At 69.0% G+C, this 17,755-nt stretch carries 14 protein-coding genes and 1 tRNA gene; 9 read left to right on the top strand and 6 right to left on the bottom strand.

Going from position 1 to position 17,755, the window contains the following annotated elements; genetic code table 11:
• Positions 1 to 109: 109 nt before the first annotated feature.
• From rsmG to rpmH, 6 genes are all read right to left on the bottom strand, one after another.
• A complete protein-coding gene (gene rsmG, locus HUT18_RS16820) occupies positions 110 to 826 on the bottom strand; it encodes a 16S rRNA (guanine(527)-N(7))-methyltransferase RsmG (RefSeq protein WP_176101461.1) in 717 nt (238 codons plus the stop codon).
• A gap of 106 nt (positions 827 to 932) precedes the next feature.
• Entirely contained in the window at positions 933 to 1,439 is a 507-nt protein-coding gene (locus HUT18_RS16815; RefSeq protein ID WP_176101460.1) for a R3H domain-containing nucleic acid-binding protein, read from the bottom strand.
• Positions 1,440 to 1,453: 14 nt separating this feature from the next.
• Positions 1,454 to 2,770 (bottom strand): membrane protein insertase YidC, encoded by a 1,317-nt coding sequence (gene yidC / locus HUT18_RS16810; protein ID WP_176101459.1) that lies wholly within the window; start codon positions 2,768 to 2,770, stop codon positions 1,454 to 1,456.
• A gap of 3 nt (positions 2,771 to 2,773) precedes the next feature.
• Positions 2,774 to 3,130: a membrane protein insertion efficiency factor YidD gene (gene yidD, locus HUT18_RS16805; protein WP_176101458.1), complete on the bottom strand. Its 357-nt coding sequence runs from the start codon at positions 3,128 to 3,130 to the stop codon at positions 2,774 to 2,776.
• Positions 3,127 to 3,510, bottom strand: coding sequence for a ribonuclease P protein component (gene rnpA / locus HUT18_RS16800; protein ID WP_176101457.1), 384 nt, complete (start codon positions 3,508 to 3,510; stop codon positions 3,127 to 3,129). Before rnpA ends, yidD begins: the two co-directional genes overlap by 4 nt.
• 21 nt (positions 3,511 to 3,531) lie before the next feature.
• Positions 3,532 to 3,669: a 50S ribosomal protein L34 gene (gene rpmH, locus HUT18_RS16795; protein WP_003949374.1), complete on the bottom strand. Its 138-nt coding sequence runs from the start codon at positions 3,667 to 3,669 to the stop codon at positions 3,532 to 3,534.
• A gap of 448 nt (positions 3,670 to 4,117) precedes the next feature.
• Here rpmH and dnaA point away from each other — a divergent pair, with 448 nt between their 5' ends.
• The 9 genes from dnaA to HUT18_RS16750 all read left to right on the top strand — a co-directional run bounded on the left by dnaA (position 4,118) and on the right by HUT18_RS16750 (position 17,685).
• On the top strand, positions 4,118 to 6,448 hold the full coding sequence (gene dnaA / locus HUT18_RS16790; protein WP_176101456.1) for a chromosomal replication initiator protein DnaA: 2,331 nt from the start codon (positions 4,118 to 4,120) through the stop codon (positions 6,446 to 6,448).
• 1,105 nt (positions 6,449 to 7,553) lie between these two features.
• On the top strand, positions 7,554 to 8,684 hold the full coding sequence (gene dnaN / locus HUT18_RS16785) for a DNA polymerase III subunit beta (RefSeq protein ID WP_176101455.1): 1,131 nt from the start codon (positions 7,554 to 7,556) through the stop codon (positions 8,682 to 8,684).
• Positions 8,685 to 8,822: 138 nt separating this feature from the next.
• On the top strand, positions 8,823 to 9,713 hold the full coding sequence (gene gnd, locus HUT18_RS16780; RefSeq protein WP_176101454.1) for a phosphogluconate dehydrogenase (NAD(+)-dependent, decarboxylating): 891 nt from the start codon (positions 8,823 to 8,825) through the stop codon (positions 9,711 to 9,713).
• Between the two features lie 120 nt (positions 9,714 to 9,833).
• The gene (recF, locus tag HUT18_RS16775) at positions 9,834 to 11,000 is read left to right on the top strand and encodes a DNA replication/repair protein RecF (protein ID WP_176101453.1); all 1,167 of its coding nucleotides are present in this window, start codon (positions 9,834 to 9,836) and stop codon (positions 10,998 to 11,000) included.
• A gap of 110 nt (positions 11,001 to 11,110) precedes the next feature.
• Entirely contained in the window at positions 11,111 to 11,620 is a 510-nt protein-coding gene (locus tag HUT18_RS16770) for a DUF721 domain-containing protein (RefSeq protein WP_254879031.1), read from the top strand.
• Between the two features lie 301 nt (positions 11,621 to 11,921).
• Positions 11,922 to 14,012 carry a DNA topoisomerase (ATP-hydrolyzing) subunit B gene (gene gyrB, locus HUT18_RS16765; protein WP_176101451.1) on the top strand — a complete coding sequence of 697 codons (2,091 nt, stop codon included), beginning with the start codon at positions 11,922 to 11,924 and terminating at the stop codon, positions 14,010 to 14,012.
• Positions 14,013 to 14,068: 56 nt separating this feature from the next.
• Positions 14,069 to 16,690, top strand: a complete 2,622-nt coding sequence (gyrA, locus tag HUT18_RS16760) for a DNA gyrase subunit A (RefSeq protein WP_176101450.1) — start codon at positions 14,069 to 14,071, stop codon at positions 16,688 to 16,690.
• A 168-nt stretch (positions 16,691 to 16,858) separates the two neighbouring features.
• Positions 16,859 to 17,398 (top strand): DUF3566 domain-containing protein, encoded by a 540-nt coding sequence (locus HUT18_RS16755; protein WP_176101449.1) that lies wholly within the window; start codon positions 16,859 to 16,861, stop codon positions 17,396 to 17,398.
• A gap of 213 nt (positions 17,399 to 17,611) precedes the next feature.
• Positions 17,612 to 17,685: transfer RNA gene (locus HUT18_RS16750), tRNA-Ile, on the top strand.
• The last annotated feature ends 70 nt before the right edge of the window (positions 17,686 to 17,755 follow it).

Below are 17,755 nucleotides of genomic sequence, written 5' to 3'. Positions count from 1 at the left end.
CGGGTTCCCGGGACTCAAAGCCTCTCTGGAGTAGGGGGATCGTCAGTACAGACCAGTCCGCGACCTATGCGTATGCCTAACGTACGAACAGCCCAGGATCCTCAGATCGTCACCGCCGACGGCGAGCACGCCCCGTACGGGCCGCCTTCGCACGCTTGGCTGCGAAGCGGACGCCACCCGGGCTCTCGCCCACCTCGACCCGCACGACCGTGGACAACGGATCGACGATGCCATGGCCGACCTGGACGATCGAGACTTCCTTCGCCCCGAGCTTGCTGAGCGCGGCACCGGCGGCCTTGACCTCTTCCTCGGCCGTATCGCCCTTGAGCGCCAGCATCTCGCCGTACGGGCGGAGCAGCGGAACACCCCAGGCGGCCAGCCGGTCCAGGGGCGCCACCGCGCGGGCGGTGACCACATGGACGGGGGTGAGATTGCCGAGGACCTCCTCGGCGCGGCCGCGCACCACGCTCACATGGTCCAGGCCGAGCAGTTCCACGACCTCGGAGAGGAAGTTGGTCCGCCGCAGCAGGGGCTCAAGGAGCGTGATCTTGAGGTCGGGCCGGACGAGGGCGAGCGGGATGCCCGGCAGACCGGCGCCAGAGCCCACATCGCACACCGTCACACCTTCCGGTACGACCTCCGAGAGAACGGCGCAGTTCAGCAGGTGCCGCTCCCACAGGCGGGGGACCTCGCGCGGGCCGATCAGACCTCGCTGTACACCCGCCTCCGCCAGCAGTTCCGCATAGCGGACAGCGTCCTGATACCGCTCACCGAAAACCTCCCGGGCCTCCTGAGGCGCCGGGGGAAGCTCCGCTTCCTCCGTCACGGGACCGTCCTTCCGTACCAAGCCACCGCGCTCTGGCGTGCTGGCTATCAGGCTGACAAAGAGCGGCCCCGCCTGCTGAACAGACGGGGCCGGTTGACGAGGCTGCTCAGGCGGGCAGCACGACAACGAAGCGCTGCGGTTCCTCACCCTCGGACTCGCTGCGCAGTCCGGCGGCCTTGACCGCGTCGTGCACGACCTTCCGCTCGAACGGGGTCATCGGGTTGAGCTTCACGGGCTCGCCGGAGCTCTTCACGTCGGCGGCGGCCTTGGCGCCCAGCTCGGAGAGCTCGCTGCGCTTCTTGGCCCGGAAACCCGCGATGTCGAGCATCAGACGGCTACGGTCACCGGTCTCGCGGTGCACGGCGAGCCGGGTCAGCTCCTGCAGGGCTTCGAGTACCTCGCCGTCGCGGCCGACCAGCTTCTGCAGGTCGCGGCCGCTCGCATCGCTGATGATGGACACGGCGGCGCGATCCGCCTCGACGTCCATGTCGATGTCGCCGTCGAGGTCGGCGATGTCCAGCAGACCCTCGAGGTAGTCCGCCGCGATCTCACCCTCCTGCTCCAGGCGGGTCAGGGTGTCGCCCTCGGCGGGAGAGATGGTTCCTTCCGACACGGATGGACTCCTTCTTACTTCTTGGACGGGTGCTTGGGCCGCTGCGGTCCCTTGCGCTGTCCGGATTTGGCTTTGGCTCGGGCAGTGCCGGAAGCGGACTTGCCGCCTGCGGGCTTGGGCTGTGCCGTGGACCCCTTGGCGGGAGGCTCGTCCTGCGACCCAGCGGTGTCCTCGGCGTTCTCGTCATTCTTGGACAGCGAGGTCTTCTCCCCAGCGGCCTTCGCGGTGCTCTGCGCACCACCGGCATGACGCTGGGCCTTGGACTGCCGCTTGGGCTGCTGGCGCTTCGGGGCACCGGCGCCGGAGCCGCCCTCCGCCGTCTCCGTGGCGACCGCGGCGGTCTCGCTCCGCGCCACCGAGCCGTCGGTCTGAGCCGCGAACCCGGCCTTGCTCAGACCGTTGATGAACTTGCGCTCGAACTCGTTGCGGTCGCGGCCCTTGGCGACGATGGCCTTGATGGCGTTGCGGTTGCCGCGGCCGCTGACCTTGCCGGAGTGCGTGATGTGCTTGAGCTTCCGCTCCAGGTAGGCGGCCTGGGCCTTGCTGCCCGGGGTCGGGTTCTGGCGGATGACGAACATCTGCTGACCCATGGTCCAGACGTTGGTGGTCAGCCAGTAGACGAGCACACCGACGGGGAAGTTGATACCGAAGATGGCGAAGATGACGGGGAAGACGTACATCAGCATCTTCTGCTGCTGCATGAACGGCGTCTTCACCGTGGTGTCGACGTTCTTCGTCATCAGCTGACGCTGCGTGTAGAACTGCGACAGCGACATCAGGACGATCATGATCGCGGTGACGACGCGGACGTCCGTCAGCGAGGAACCGAGCGCCTCGACCTTGTCGGCGCTATCCATGAACTTCGCCGCGATCGGGGCGCCGAAGATGTGTGCCGTCCGCGCACTGTCGACCTGCGACTGGGTGAGAACGCCGACCTCGTCACCCGAGGCGATCTTGCTGAGCACGTGGTACAGGGCGAAGAAGAACGGCGACTGCGCGAGGATCGGAAGGCACGAGGAGAGCGGGTTGGTACCCGTCTCCTTGTACAGCTTCATCATTTCCTCGGACTGGCGCTGCTTGTCGTTCTTGTAGCGCTCCTGGATCTTCTTCATCTCGGGCTGCAGGGTCTGCATGGCCCGCGTCGCCTTGATCTGCTTCACGAAGAGCGGGATCAGGCAGATACGGATCAGGATCACCAGGGAGACGATGGACAGGCCCCAGGCCCAGCCCGAGTCCTCGCCGAAGATCGCACCGAACACGCTGTGGAACTGGACGATGATCCAGGAGACAGGTGTGGTGATGAAGCTGAAGAGACTGGCAATCGTGTCCACTAATCAGGCTCCTTGAGCATGGGACGGGGTCTCGGCGGCGGGACTCGAGAGCTCCTGACGGCTCCCGGAAGGCGCGCCGGCGGCGGATGGCCCGCCCTTGCGTTCGCGCCAGGCATTACGCAGCGTTTCGTGCCACCGCGGTCGCTTGCGCGGCGGTACGTGATCGACACCGCCGGCCGACCACGGATTGCACCGCAGAATGCGCCAGCCGGTGAGCGCCGTGCCCTTGATCGCACCATGCCGGTCGATGGCCTGGTAGCCGTAGTGAGAACACGACGGGTAGTACTTGCACACCGGCCCGAGGAGCGGGCTGATGGTCCACTGATAGATCTTGATCAGTGCCAGCAGTGGGTACTTCATCGCGTGCCCCTTCCCAGTAGCCGCTCCAGAGCGGCGTCCAGGTCTCGGGCCAGTTGTGCGTGATCGGCGTCACCCGCACCGGGAAGCGCTCGTACGACTACCAGGCTACCGGGGGGCAGACGTTCGACTCGGTCCCGCATCAGGTGGCGAAGCCGACGCTTCACCTTGGTGCGTACGACCGCTCCGCCCACGGCCTTGCTCACGACGAAACCCGCACGCGTGGGGGAGGCATCCTCCCCCGGTGCGTGCGGGTCCGTTGTGACACCGCTGCGGTGCTGGGCGATGTGGACGACCAACAGGGGCCGTCCGGCCCGGCGTCCTCGGCGTACCGCGGTCGCGAAGTCTTCGCGCCGCCTCAGCCGATGCTCGGTAGGCAGCACGACGTCATGACCTGGCTGCGATCAGGCGGACAGACGGGCGCGACCCTTGCCACGGCGGGACGCGAGAATCGCGCGGCCGGCACGGGTGCGCATCCGCAGCCGGAAGCCGTGGGTCTTCGCGCGACGACGGTTGTTCGGCTGGAAGGTGCGCTTGCTCACTCGGGGGCTCCAGTAATGAATCGAAGGATCGCGGGAGATCGCTGGCTGTCACCGTGCGCCCACGAGAAGCTCGCTTACGCCCGAGTGCACCGCTTCCCGACCAAGGGATCCCGGGACTGACCAGGGAACTCGGCCTTTTGCCCATCGGAGGCAGGCGGCAGCAGCCATCGACAACTCGACCTGGTTACGGTACGCGGGGCCGCGCCGTCCGGTCAAACCAGCCTGGGGACGACGGCCGGTGGCACGCCGCGAGGGGCCGACGGGGGACACTGTGCACAGGCTGTGGACAACAACTTGAACCGTACCCGTCGCCCTGACTACCGTGGCTGGACTCCGATTCGTTCCCTTCCCCTCGGTTCACCCCTTGCTCAAAGGCGTCCGGCCCGAGTGATCTTCCGACCCCGTCCCATCACCACACCTTCGTGGGACCTGCGAGAGAGCGTGCCCTGTGGCTGACGTACCTGCCGATCTTGCCGCAGTGTGGCCACGAGTTCTCGACCAACTCCTCGGAGCGCAGGACGGCGGCGGTCACGGGATCGAGGCGAAGGACCAGCTCTGGCTGCGGCGTTGCCTCGCCCTGGGACTGGTCGCGGACACCGCGCTGCTCGCCGTTCCGAACGAATTCGCCAAGGGCGTACTGGAGGGCCGCCTGGCCCCGGTCGTCGGCCAGGCGCTGAGCCGCGAGTACAACCGTCGGATCCGTATGGCGATCGTTGTCGACGAGAGCGCGGGCGAGGCCCCGCTGGTTCCCGCACAGGAACAGCGGAGTGCCCAGGGCCGCGCGGCCGAGCCCGAGTTGCTGTCCCTGGGCGGGAACGGCCGCGAGTACGAGGGCTACGGCCGGCGTGAGGAGCACGACGACCAGGGCGGACGGCGCGAGGAGCGCGGGGACGGCTTTCCCGCGCCCCGTGGCGAGGCGCTGCCCACCGCCCGGCCCGCCTACCCCGCCGAGTACCAGCGCCCCGAGCCCGGTGCCTGGCCCCGGCCGGGACAGGAGGAGTACAGCTGGCAGCAGCCGCGGCTCGGCTTCCCGGACCGCGACCCGTACCAGGGCCCCGGCCAGCAGCGCGGCCAGGACTACCGCGGCACCGACCGCAACTCCTACGAGCCCGACCGCAACGGCTACGAATCCGAGCGCCCCGCATACGACTCCGAGCGCCCGGCGTACGAGCAGGAGCGCGCGCCCTACGACCAGTCGCGCCCCTACACCAGCGAACGCGCCCCCCGCGAGGGCGAGCACGGCGGCTACGACACCGAGCGCACGGCCACCTCGTACGAGAAGGACCGTCCCTACGAAGGCGACCGTTCCTACGAGGGCGACCGCGGTTACGAAGGGGCCGGTGAGCGCGCGCCGTACGAGGCGGGCGACCGTTCTCCGTACGAGCGGGAGCGCGCGGGCTTCGACGCAGAGCGGTCCGGCTACCCGGGCGACCGGCTTCCGTACGAGCAGCGCGCCGAGTTCGACCGGGGCGAGCGCGGGGAACGCGGGGAACGCGGCGAGTACGACAAGCCGCGCGGCGACTACGACCGCGGGGACCGGCGCGAGCGGCCCGAGCCCGGTGGTTCGGGTGGGCCCGCCGGACCGGGCGGACCCTCGGGGCCGGGTGGGCACGGTGTGCCGGGGGTGCCCTCCGCGCGTGGGCATGTGCACGCGGGCGGTCCGGTGGGATCCGCGCTCCCCGCGTCCAGCGGAGCGCCCGGGCCACTGGCGGCGAAGCCCGCACCGGCCACCGGGCCGGGGGAGCCCACCGCCCGGCTGAACCCGAAGTACCTGTTCGACACCTTCGTCATCGGTGCCTCGAACCGTTTCGCGCACGCGGCCGCGGTCGCCGTCGCCGAGGCGCCCGCGAAGGCGTACAACCCCCTGTTCATCTATGGGGAGTCGGGCCTCGGGAAGACCCATCTGCTGCACGCGATCGGGCACTACGCGCGCAGTCTGTATCCCGGCACCCGGGTGCGGTACGTGAGCTCGGAGGAGTTCACCAACGAGTTCATCAACTCGATCCGCGACGGCAAGGGCGACAGCTTCCGCAAGCGCTACCGCGAGATGGACATCCTGCTCGTCGACGACATCCAGTTCCTCGCGGACAAGGAGTCGACGCAGGAGGAGTTCTTCCACACCTTCAATACGCTGCACAACGCCAACAAGCAGATCGTGCTGTCCTCGGACCGGCCGCCCAAGCAGCTCGTCACGCTGGAGGACCGGCTGCGCAACCGCTTCGAGTGGGGTCTGATCACCGACGTCCAGCCGCCCGAGCTGGAGACCCGGATCGCGATCCTGCGCAAGAAGGCGGTACAGGAGCAGCTCAACGCCCCGCCGGAGGTACTGGAGTTCATCGCCTCCCGGATCTCGCGCAACATCCGTGAGCTGGAGGGCGCGCTGATCCGGGTGACCGCCTTCGCCTCGCTCAACCGGCAGCCGGTGGACCTCGGTCTGACGGAGATCGTCCTCAAGGACCTCATCCCCGGTGGCGAGGACGCCGCGCCCGAGATCACCGCCCCGGCCATCATGGCGGCGACCGCCGACTACTTCGGGCTGACGGTGGACGACCTGTGCGGATCCTCGCGCAGCCGGGTCCTGGTGACGGCGCGGCAGATCGCCATGTATCTGTGCCGTGAGCTGACCGATCTCTCGCTGCCCAAGATCGGCGCGCAGTTCGGCGGCCGCGACCACACCACCGTGATGCACGCGGACCGCAAGATCCGCGCGCTGATGGCGGAGCGCCGCTCCATCTACAACCAGGTCACCGAGCTGACGAACCGCATCAAGAACGGCTGAGGGCCGCCGCACCGCGGACCGCTGCGCGGGCCGCACCGCAGACACGCCACACCCACGCGGCCGGCCCCGCGTCAAGGTCCGCCACCCGCTCCCGAACCTCCGCAGAAGCGCCAAGGGCATCAAGTCCCGCGGCGCTTCCGTGCGTTGAGAGGCCGTACGGACGGGACGCCCCCGTACGACTCCGCTCCCGGGAGGCGGGATTCAGGCCCTCCGAGGGCCGTTTCCCACCCCCGAAGCCCGTTCCCGGACCGGTTTCCCGGCTTCCGAAACCTCTCGCCGCTCGCCGGTTCGGGAGGCGCCTGTTCGAATACGGGGTCCCCACGGCCCCTTCTCCACAGATTCGGGGACTTCTTCGCGTCCACACCCTGGGGAGGGAAGAGTTGTCCATACCGCGTCCACAAGGGGCCCGGGGATGGGACGATCTCCCCAGCTCAGCTGCCTGTGGATTCGTGGACGATCACTCTCCACAGCTTGTGGACGATTGCTCTGTACACAGGCTGTGGAATCGGTTGTCCACCGCCCGCCCACAAGCGGGCCGCTCTTGTCCCCAGCTTGCGCCCGCTTCTCCACACCGCTGTCCACTGTTCGGCAACGCGGCACGCCCTCTCACCGGTCCGAGTGAAAGGCGTCACACAAAGGTGATCGGTTGAGCTGTGGGGAACGTGGGTAAAGCTGGGGACGGCGTTGGGGAGAACCACCCCTTGCCTGTGCATCGGGTGTGCAGAACTTTCCCCCGTCCACAGATTCGGAGGGTTGTCCACGGCTGCCGCCCACAGGCTCGGTGGACAGAAAACCGATGGTGACCTGCGCAAACGCGGTTATCCACGGTTTCCACAGCCCCTACTACTACCCCCACCTAGTTACCTCGGGGGATTCGTTTCGAAGACGGGGCTGTGCACAACTCGCGGTTCGCGGCCAAGCTGCCGCCCGGCCCGACTTGACCCCGACGGGCAACGACTGTCAGCGAGGTGCGTCAGACTGGTCCCCGTTGCTCCTCGCTGTTCCGGGTGTTCCCTCCCGGAAGCCGGGGACACGGCGTCGGACGACGAGACCAGACAGACAGCAGGGCGAGAGCAGCCAGGCGAACAGCAGGAGGCGGCTTACGGTGAAGATCCGGGTGGAACGCGACGTACTCGCGGAGGCGGTGGCCTGGGCGGCGCGCAGTCTCCCGGCCCGGCCGCCGGCGCCGGTCCTGGCGGGCCTGCTGCTGAAGGCGGAGGACGGGGCCCTGAGCCTGTCCGGCTTCGACTACGAGGTCTCGGCACGGGTCTCGGTGGACGCCGAGATCGAGGAAGAGGGCACGGTCCTCGTCTCCGGCCGCCTGCTCGCAGACATCTGCCGTGCCCTGCCCAACCGCCCGGTGGAGATTTCCACCGACGGTGTACGGGCCACGGTGGTCTGCGGCTCGTCCCGCTTCACGCTCCACACACTGCCTGTGGAGGAGTACCCGGCCCTGCCGCAGATGCCCACCGCCACCGGCACCGTCCCCGGCGAGGTCTTCGCCTCGGCCGCCGCCCAGGTCGCCATCGCCGCCGGACGCGACGACACCCTGCCGGTGCTCACCGGTGTGCGGATCGAGATCGAGGGCGACACCGTCACGCTCGCCTCCACCGACCGCTACCGCTTCGCCGTCCGCGAGTTCCTGTGGAAGCCCGAGGTGCCGGACTCCTCCGCGGTCGCGCTGGTGCCCGCGAAGACGCTGCTCGACACCGCCAAGGCGCTGACCAGCGGCGACAGCGTGACCATCGCACTGTCCGGCTCCGGCGCGGGCGAGGGCCTGATCGGCTTCGAGGGCGCGGGCCGCCGTACCACCACCCGGCTGCTCGAGGGCGACCTGCCCAAGTACCGCACCCTGTTCCCGACCGAGTTCAACTCGGTGGCCGTCATCGAGACCCCCCCGTTCGTCGAGGCGGTCAAGCGTGTGGCCCTGGTCGCCGAGCGGAACACCCCGGTGCGGCTGAGCTTCGAGCAGGGCGTGCTGATCCTGGAGGCCGGTTCCAGCGACGACGCACAGGCTGTGGAAAGGGTCGACGCCCAACTGGAGGGCGACGACATCTCGATCGCCTTCAACCCGACCTTCCTGCTCGACGGCCTGAGCGCCATCGACTCCCCGGTCGCCCAGCTGTCGTTCACCACCTCCACCAAGCCCGCGTTGCTGAGCGGCAAGCCCGCCGTGGACGCGGAGGCGGACGAGGCCTACAAGTACCTGATCATGCCGGTGCGTCTGTCGGGCTGAGCCCGAAGGACAGCGCGTCCCCAGGTCCGTACGCCTGAGCGGCTCAGCCCACAAGTGTGCGTCGGACCTGGGGATTAGGCTCGGAGGCGGGGCACTCCTGTGCCCTGGGAAGGCCTCACCGCAACCTAAGGATCATTGATGGAGCTCGGTCTCGTCGGTCTCGGCAAGATGGGCGGCAACATGCGCGAGCGCATCCGCCGCGCAGGCCACACCGTCATCGGATACGACCGCAACCCGGATGTGGCGGACGTCGGCAGCCTGGAGGAACTGGTCCAGCGGCTGAGCGGCCCGCGTGTGGTGTGGGTGATGGTCCCGGCCGGTGAGGCCACCCAGTCCACCGTCGACGCGCTCGCCGAGCTGCTCGAACCCGGCGACGTGGTGGTGGACGGCGGCAACTCCCGCTGGACCGACGACGAGAAGCACGCCGAGGAACTGGCCGCCCGCGGCATCGGGTTCGTCGACTGCGGCGTCTCCGGCGGCGTCTGGGGCCTGGAGAACGGCTACGCCCTGATGTACGGCGGCGACCCGGAGAACGTGGCCAAGGTGCAGCCCGTCTTCGACGCCCTCAAGCCGGCGGGCGACTTCGGCTCGGTGCACGCCGGAAAGGTGGGCGCCGGCCACTTCGCGAAGATGGTCCACAACGGCATCGAGTACGCCATGATGCAGGCCTATGCCGAGGGCTGGGAGCTGCTGGAGAAGGTCGACTCGGTGACCGACGTGCGCGAGGTCTTCCGCTCCTGGCAGGAGGGCACGGTCATCCGTTCCTGGCTGCTCGACCTCGCCGTGAACGCCCTCGACGACGACGAGCACCTGGACCAGCTGCGCGGTTACGCACAGGACTCCGGCGAGGGCCGGTGGACCGTGGAAGCGGCCATCGACAACGCGGTGCCGCTGCCCGCCATCACCGCCTCGCTCTTCGCGCGCTTCGCCTCCCGCCAGGAGGACTCCCCGCAGATGAAGATGATCGCCGCGCTGCGCAACCAGTTCGGCGGGCACGCGGTGGAGAAGAACAAGCCCGGCGGCGCCTGAGCCGTCGCGTGAGCCGGCGTTCGTCGTCGGCGTTCGCAAGAAGTTGTCCACAGGGATCACGCGTTACGCACAGCCCCCGCCGGGGACTGTCCACACCTTGGGGGAGGTCGGTGCACGGCCGTGCATGTCACTCATCTGTCGCTCGCCGACTTCCGCTCGTACGCCCGGGCCGAGGTGGCGCTCGACCCGGGCGTCACCGCGTTCGTGGGTCCCAACGGGCAGGGCAAGACCAACCTCGTGGAGGCGGTCGGCTATCTCGCCAACCTCTCCAGCCACCGGGTCTCCTCGGACGCCCCGCTGGTGCGCGCCGGTGCCGAACGGGCCGTGATCCGGGGCGCGGTGCGCCAGGGCGAGCGGCAGCAGCTCATCGAGCTTGAGCTGAACCCGGGCCGCGCCAACCGCGCCAGGATCAACCGGTCCTCGCAGGTCAGACCGCGTGACGTACTCGGCATCCTGCGCACCGTGCTGTTCGCGCCGGAGGACCTGGCACTGGTCAAGGGCGACCCGGGCGAGCGGCGCCGGTTCCTGGACGAGCTGGTCACCATGCGCTCACCGCGGATGGCCGGGGTCCGCTCCGACTACGACCGGGTGCTCAAGCAGCGCAACACCCTGCTGAAGTCCGCGGCCCTGGCCCGCCGGCACGCCGGACGCAAGATGGACATGTCCACCCTGGAGGTCTGGGACCAGCACCTCGCCCGCGCGGGCGCCGAACTCCTCGCCCAGCGGCTCTCGCTGATCGCGGCACTGCAACCGCTCGCGGACAAGGCCTACGAGCAACTGGCGCCCGGCGGCGGCCCGTTGGGCCTGGAGTACAAGCCCTCCGCGCCCGGCGAGGGACACAGCCGCGAGGAGCTGTACGAGCAACTGCTCGCCGCGCTCGCCGAGGTGCGCACCCAGGAGGTCGAACGCGGGGTCACCCTCGCCGGACCGCACCGCGACGACCTGCTCCTCAAGCTGGGCCAACTGCCCGCCAAGGGCTACGCGAGCCACGGCGAGTCCTGGTCGTACGCGCTGGCGCTCCGGCTGGCCTCGTACGACCTGTTGCGCGCGGAGAGCCCGTACGCGAGCGAGGAGCCGGTGGCCGAGGGCGGGCGCCGGGAGGGCGAGCCGGTGCTGATCCTGGACGACGTCTTCGCGGAACTCGACGCGCGCCGCCGCGACCGGCTCGCGGAACTGGTCGCCCCCGGCGAGCAGGTCCTGGTGACGGCGGCGGTGGACGAGGACGTGCCCGGGGTGCTGCGCGGGGCGCGGTTCCGGGTCGGCGACGGCGAGGTGAGCCGGGCGTGAGCGAACGGCAGGAGCGCGCACAGGAGCACAACGGGGGCGCGGACAAGAGCGGGCGCCCCGGCGCACCCGCCGATCCCACGGGCGCGCCCGCCGAGCCGAGCGGGGTCGATCTGGCCCGGGTCGCGCTGCGCGCCGCCAAGGAACAGGCGCGCGCCCGCGGGGACGCGGCGAAGCAGAAGAAGCAGGCCCGGCGCGGGGGCGGTCTGCGCTCCGGCGCGCGCGCCGACGGACGCGACCCGCTGCCGCTCGGCGCCGCCATCAACAGGCTGATCTCCGAGCGCGGCTGGGAGACCCCGGCCGCGGTCGGCGGGGTGATGGGCCGCTGGCCGCAGATCGTCGGCCCCGATCTGGCCCGGCACTGCGTCCCGGTGAGCTACTCCGAGGGTCCTGGGGACGCGAGCACACCCGACAAGGACCGCGTCCTGACCGTCCAGTGCGACTCCACCGCCTGGGCGACCCAACTGCGCCTGCTGGCCCCGCAACTGGTCGCGCGCCTCAACGAGGACCTGGGCCACGGCACCGTACGACTGATCTCGGTACGCGGTCCCGGCGGTGGTCCGCGGCGCTACGGAAGCCTTCGCGCGCCCGGCAGCAAGGGCCCGGGCGACACCTACGGATGAGGTCGGAAAGCTCCGTAGCTGGGGGTTGACACCTCGAAGCGCTGAGTGCCGCTGTGAGCCTCTTGGGCCCCCGCTCCGTATATGGGGAGTCGGATGAGGCCGGTTCAGGGCGGCACATGCGTCCTCAGGTACCGGCAAAGCCCCATCAGTGTCGGCGGTACCGGTAGACTGACAGCCAAATCCTCGTCGCCACGCCAGTGGGTCCCGTCGAGTAACGCTGTCCCAGGCTTGATCAGGTTCAAAAACAGGCTAATTACCGCAACACGCCGCAGCCGCTCCGGCCGACGCCGGTACGAGGCTTGTGCTGTGCCAGAAAGGGCGCTTCGTGGCCGATTCCGGCAACCCCAACGAGAACAATCCGTCCCTCCCCGCGGACCTCGCCGACGACCTCGCGGAGGCGGCGGCGGAGTCGGCGTACGACGCGAGTGCCATCACGGTCCTCGAAGGGCTGGACGCGGTCCGCAAGCGCCCCGGCATGTACATCGGCTCCACCGGTGAGCGTGGCCTGCACCACCTCGTCTACGAGGTCGTCGACAACTCGGTCGACGAGGCCCTGGCCGGGCACGCGGACACCATCGACGTGACGATCCTCGCCGACGGCGGCGTGCGCGTCGTCGACAACGGCCGTGGCATCCCGGTGGGCATCGTCCCCTCCGAGGGCAAGCCGGCCGTCGAGGTCGTACTCACCGTGCTGCACGCGGGCGGCAAGTTCGGCGGTGGCGGTTACGCGGTCTCCGGTGGTCTGCACGGCGTGGGCGTCTCCGTGGTCAACGCGCTGTCGACGCGGGTCGCCGTCGAGGTCAGGACGGACGGCCACCGCTGGACGCAGGACTACAAGCTCGGTGTCCCCACCGCGCCCCTGGCCCAGCACGAGGCCATCGAGAAGACCGGAACGTCGGTCACCTTCTGGGCCGACGGCGACATCTTCGACACCACCGAGTACTCCTTCGAGACGCTCTCACGGCGCTTCCAGGAGATGGCGTTCCTCAACAAGGGACTGACCATCAACCTGACCGACGAGCGCGAGTCGGCGAAGGCGACGGCCGGTGCGGACACGGCGGGCGCGGACGCCCCCGAGGACGTCGCGGAGCAGGTGCGCACCGTCTCGTACCACTACGAGGGCGGCATCGTCGACTTCGTGAAGTACCTCAACTCCCGCAAGGGAGACGTGATCCACCCGACCGTCATCGACATCGACGCCGAGGACAAGGAGCGGATGCTCTCGGTCGAGGTCGCGATGCAGTGGAACAGCGGCTACAGCGAGGGTGTGTACTCCTTCGCCAACACCATCCACACCCATGAGGGCGGTACCCACGAGGAGGGCTTCCGCGCCGCGCTGACCTCGCTGATCAACCGGTACGCGCGCGACAAGAAGCTGCTGCGCGAGAAGGACGACAACCTCACCGGTGACGACATCCGCGAGGGTCTGACCGCGATCATCTCGGTCAAGCTGGGCGAGCCGCAGTTCGAGGGCCAGACCAAGACCAAGCTCGGCAACACCGAGGCCAAGACCTTCGTTCAGAAGGTGGTCCACGAGCACCTCACCGACTGGCTGGACCGCAACCCCAACGAGGCCGCGGACATCATCCGCAAGTCCATCCAGGCCGCCACGGCCCGCGTCGCCGCCCGCAAGGCGCGCGACCTGACCCGCCGCAAGGGCCTGCTCGAGACCGCCTCGCTGCCGGGCAAGCTCAGCGACTGCCAGTCCAACGACCCCACCAAGTGCGAGATCTTCATCGTCGAGGGTGACTCCGCCGGTGGCTCCGCCAAGTCCGGCCGCAACCCCGAGTACCAGGCCATCCTGCCGATCCGCGGCAAGATCCTGAACGTCGAGAAGGCCCGGATCGACAAGATCCTGCAGAACCAGGAGATCCAGGCGCTGATCTCGGCCTTCGGCACCGGAGTCCACGAGGACTTCGACATCGAGAAGCTCCGCTATCACAAGATCATCCTGATGGCGGACGCCGACGTCGACGGCCAGCACATCAACACCCTGCTGCTGACCTTCCTGTTCCGCTTCATGCGGCCGCTGGTCGAGGCGGGCCACGTCTTCCTCTCCCGGCCGCCGCTGTACAAGATCAAGTGGACCCGGGACGACTTCCAGTACGCGTACTCGGACCGTGAGCGCGACGCCCTGATCGAGCTCGGCCGCCAGAACGGCAAGCGCATCAAGGAGGACTCGGTCCAGCGCTTCAAGGGTCTCGGCGAGATGAACGCCGAGGAACTGCGGATCACGACCATGGACCAGGACCACCGCGTCCTCGGCCAGGTCACCCTCGACGACGCCGCCCAGGCCGACGACCTGTTCTCGGTCCTGATGGGCGAGGACGTCGAGGCCCGCCGCCAGTTCATCCAGCGCAACGCCAAGGATGTCCGCTTCCTCGACATCTGAGCCGGTCACCGGACGGGTACCCGCTTCAGCACAGTCCGAAAGGATCCAGTACGGCCATGGCCGACGAGAACACCCCCACTGAAGAAACCGGCACGGACGGCGAGGGCACGGCGGTCGAGGCGATGCGCGTCGAGCCCGTCGGGCTCGAGACCGAGATGCAGCGCTCGTATCTCGACTACGCGATGTCCGTCATCGTCTCGCGTGCGCTGCCCGACGTCCGGGACGGCCTCAAGCCGGTGCACCGCCGCGTCCTGTACGCGATGTACGACGGCGGCTACCGGCCCGAGAAGGGCTTCTACAAGTGCGCCCGCGTCGTCGGCGACGTCATGGGCAACTACCACCCGCACGGCGACTCCTCGATCTACGACGCGCTGGTCCGCCTCGCGCAGCACTGGTCGATGCGGATGCCGCTGGTGGACTCCAACGGCAACTTCGGCTCCCCGGGCAACGACCCGGCGGCGGCCATGCGGTACACCGAGTGCAAGATGGCGCCGCTGTCGATGGAGATGGTCCGCGACATCGACGAGGAGACCGTCGACTTCACGGACAACTACGACGGCCGCTCCCAGGAGCCGACCGTCCTGCCCGCGCGCTTCCCGAACCTGCTGATCAACGGCTCGGCCGGCATCGCGGTCGGTATGGCCACCAACATCCCGCCGCACAACCTGCGCGAGGTCGCGGCCGGTGCCCAGTGGTACCTGGAGAACCCGGACGCCTCCCACGAGGAGCTGCTGGACGCGCTGATCGAGCGCATCAAGGGCCCCGACTTCCCGACCGGCGCCCTGGTCGTCGGCCGCAAGGGCATCGAGGAGGCGTACCGCACCGGGCGCGGCTCGATCACCATGCGCGCCGTGGTCGAGGTCGAGGAGATCCAGAACCGCCAGTGCCTGGTGGTCACCGAACTCCCGTACCAGGTCAACCCGGACAACCTTGCGCAGAAGATCGCCGACCTCGTCAAGGACGGCCGGATCGGCGGCATCGCCGACGTACGCGACGAGACCTCCTCGCGTACCGGCCAGCGCCTGGTCATCGTCCTCAAGCGGGACGCGGTCGCCAAGGTCGTCCTGAACAACCTCTACAAGCACACCGACCTGCAGACCAACTTCGGCGCCAACATGCTGGCCCTGGTCGACGGCGTGCCGCGCACCCTCTCCCTGGACGCGTTCATCCGGCACTGGGTGGCGCACCAGATCGAGGTCGTCGTCCGGCGTACGAAGTTCCGGCTGCGCAAGGCCGAGGAGCGCGCGCACATCCTGCGCGGTCTGCTCAAGGCGCTCGACGCCATCGACGAGGTCATCGCGCTGATCCGGCGCAGCGACACCGTCGAGATCGCCCGCGAGGGCCTGATGGGCCTCCTGGAGATCGACGAGATCCAGGCCAACGCGATCCTGGAGATGCAGCTCCGCCGCCTCGCGGCCCTGGAGCGCCAGAAGATCATCCAGGAGCACGACGAGCTCCAGGCGAAGATCACCGAGTACAAGGCGATCCTCGCCTCGCCGGTCCGCCAGCGCGGCATCATCAGCGAGGAACTGACCGCGATCGTCGAGAAGTTCGGCGACGACCGGCGCACCAAGCTGGTGCCCTTCGACGGTGACATGTCCATCGAGGACCTGATCGCCGAAGAGGACATCGTGGTGACGATCACCCGCGGTGGCTACGTCAAGCGCACCAAGACCGACGACTACCGCTCGCAGAAGCGCGGCGGCAAGGGCGTACGGGGCACGAAGCTCAAGGAAGACGACATCGTCGACCACTTCTTCGTCTCCACCACGCACCACTGGCTGCTGTTCTTCACCAACAAGGGCCGCGTCTACCGCGCCAAGGCCTACGAGCTCCCCGACGCCGGACGCGACGCCCGCGGCCAGCACGTGGCCAACCTCCTTGCCTTCCAGCCGGACGAGGCCATCGCGGAGATCCTCGCCATCCGCAACTACGAGGTCGCCCCGTACCTGGTCCTCGCCACCAAGGCGGGCCTGGTCAAGAAGACCTCGCTGAAGGACTACGACTCCCCGCGCTCGGGCGGCGTCATCGCGATCAACCTCCGTGAGATGGAGGACGGCCGCGACGACGAGCTGATCGGCGCCGAGCTGGTCTCGGGCGAGGACGACCTGCTGCTCATCTCCAAGAAGGCCCAGTCGATCCGCTTCACGGCGACCGACGAGGCGCTGCGCCCGATGGGCCGCGCCACCTCCGGCGTCAAGGGCATGAGTTTCCGCGAGGGCGACGAACTCCTGTCGATGAACGTCGTCCGTCCGGGTACGTTCGTCTTCACCGCCACCGACGGCGGCTACGCCAAGCGCACCCCGGTCGACGAGTACCGCGTCCAGGGCCGCGGCGGCCTCGGCATCAAGGCCGCCAAGATCGTCGAGGACCGGGGTTCGCTGGTCGGCGCGCTGGTGGTCGAGAGCACCGACGAGATCCTGGCCATCACGCTGGGGGGCGGTGTCATCCGCACGCGCGTCGATGAGGTGCGTGAGACCGGGCGTGACACCATGGGCGTCCAGCTGATCAACCTGGGCAAGCGCGACGCCGTCGTCGGCATCGCGCGCAACGCCGAGGCGGGCCGCGAGGCCGAGGAGGTCGACGGGGACGCCCCTGACGGGGAGGCCCCCGAAGCGGCCGCCGAGGACGCACCGGCCGCCGTCGCGGACGAGGGCACCGAGGTCTCGTCCGAGTAGGCCCAAGTGCCCGAGCAGTACGAGGAGAGCACCGTCGTGAGCAAGGCCACGGGCGCCGAAACGGATTCGGCACTACCGTCTGGATCCGCGGGTACCGCCCGCGCCCGTGGCCACACGACGGCCGCTGGACCCGTCACCCACGACTCCCATGAGCCCCAGGAGCAGGCCGTGACCGAAACCCGAGGCGCCGAGGGCCAGCAGTACTCGGGCGCGCTGCCCGGCGAACGTCCGCCGCAGGCCCCCGCGGGCCCGTACCACCCGCCGCAGGCCTACCAGTCCCAGCAGGACGGCGCCGTCCGCAAGCCCCGCACTCCGGCCGGGACCCGCACCACTCCCCGCACCCGCAAGGCCCGGCTGCGGGTGGCGAAGGCCGACCCCTGGTCGGTGATGAAGGTGAGCTTCCTGCTCTCCATCGCCCTCGGCATCTGCACCATCGTCGCCTCCGCCGTCCTGTGGATGGTCATGGACGCCATGGGCGTCTTCTCCACCGTCGGCGGCACCATCTCCGAGGCCACCGGCTCCAACGAGTCCAACGGCTTCGACCTCCAGTCCTTCCTCTCCCTGCCGCGCGTCCTCGTCTTCACCTCGGTCATCGCAGCCATCGACGTCGTCCTCGCCACCGCCCTCGCCACCCTCGGCGCCTTCATCTACAACCTCTCCGCGGGCTTCGTGGGCGGCGTTGAGCTGACGTTGGCGGAGGATGAGTAGGGGCAGGAGCGAAGTGGTCGCGGGAGTGGTCGGGACGGCGCTTGCGGGAGCGGCCCGGACAACGCCTGCGGGAGCGTCTCGGACAACGTCCCGGCGAACGGCAGAAGCGCAGGACAGAGCCACGGAAGGCCTCGGGTTCACCGCCCCGACTATCGATTTTGGGACTGCGCAGGTCGTGCGCTAATCTTCTCGAGTCAGCGCGCAGAGCGCGGCGGGGCTATAGCTCAGTTGGTTAGAGCGCATCCCTGATAAGGATGAGGCCACAGGTTCAAATCCTGTTAGCCCCACAGAAGCAGTGCAGCAGAAGAGGGCGTTTCCCCTGGTGGGAGCGCCCTCTTTTTGTTGTGCCGTGGGATC

This window comes from Streptomyces sp. NA04227, from assembly GCF_013364195.1.
GTDB lineage: Bacteria > Actinomycetota > Actinomycetes > Streptomycetales > Streptomycetaceae > Streptomyces.
Note: the sequence above shows the minus strand (reverse complement) of the source record. Positions and strands in the feature narration are given on the sequence as shown.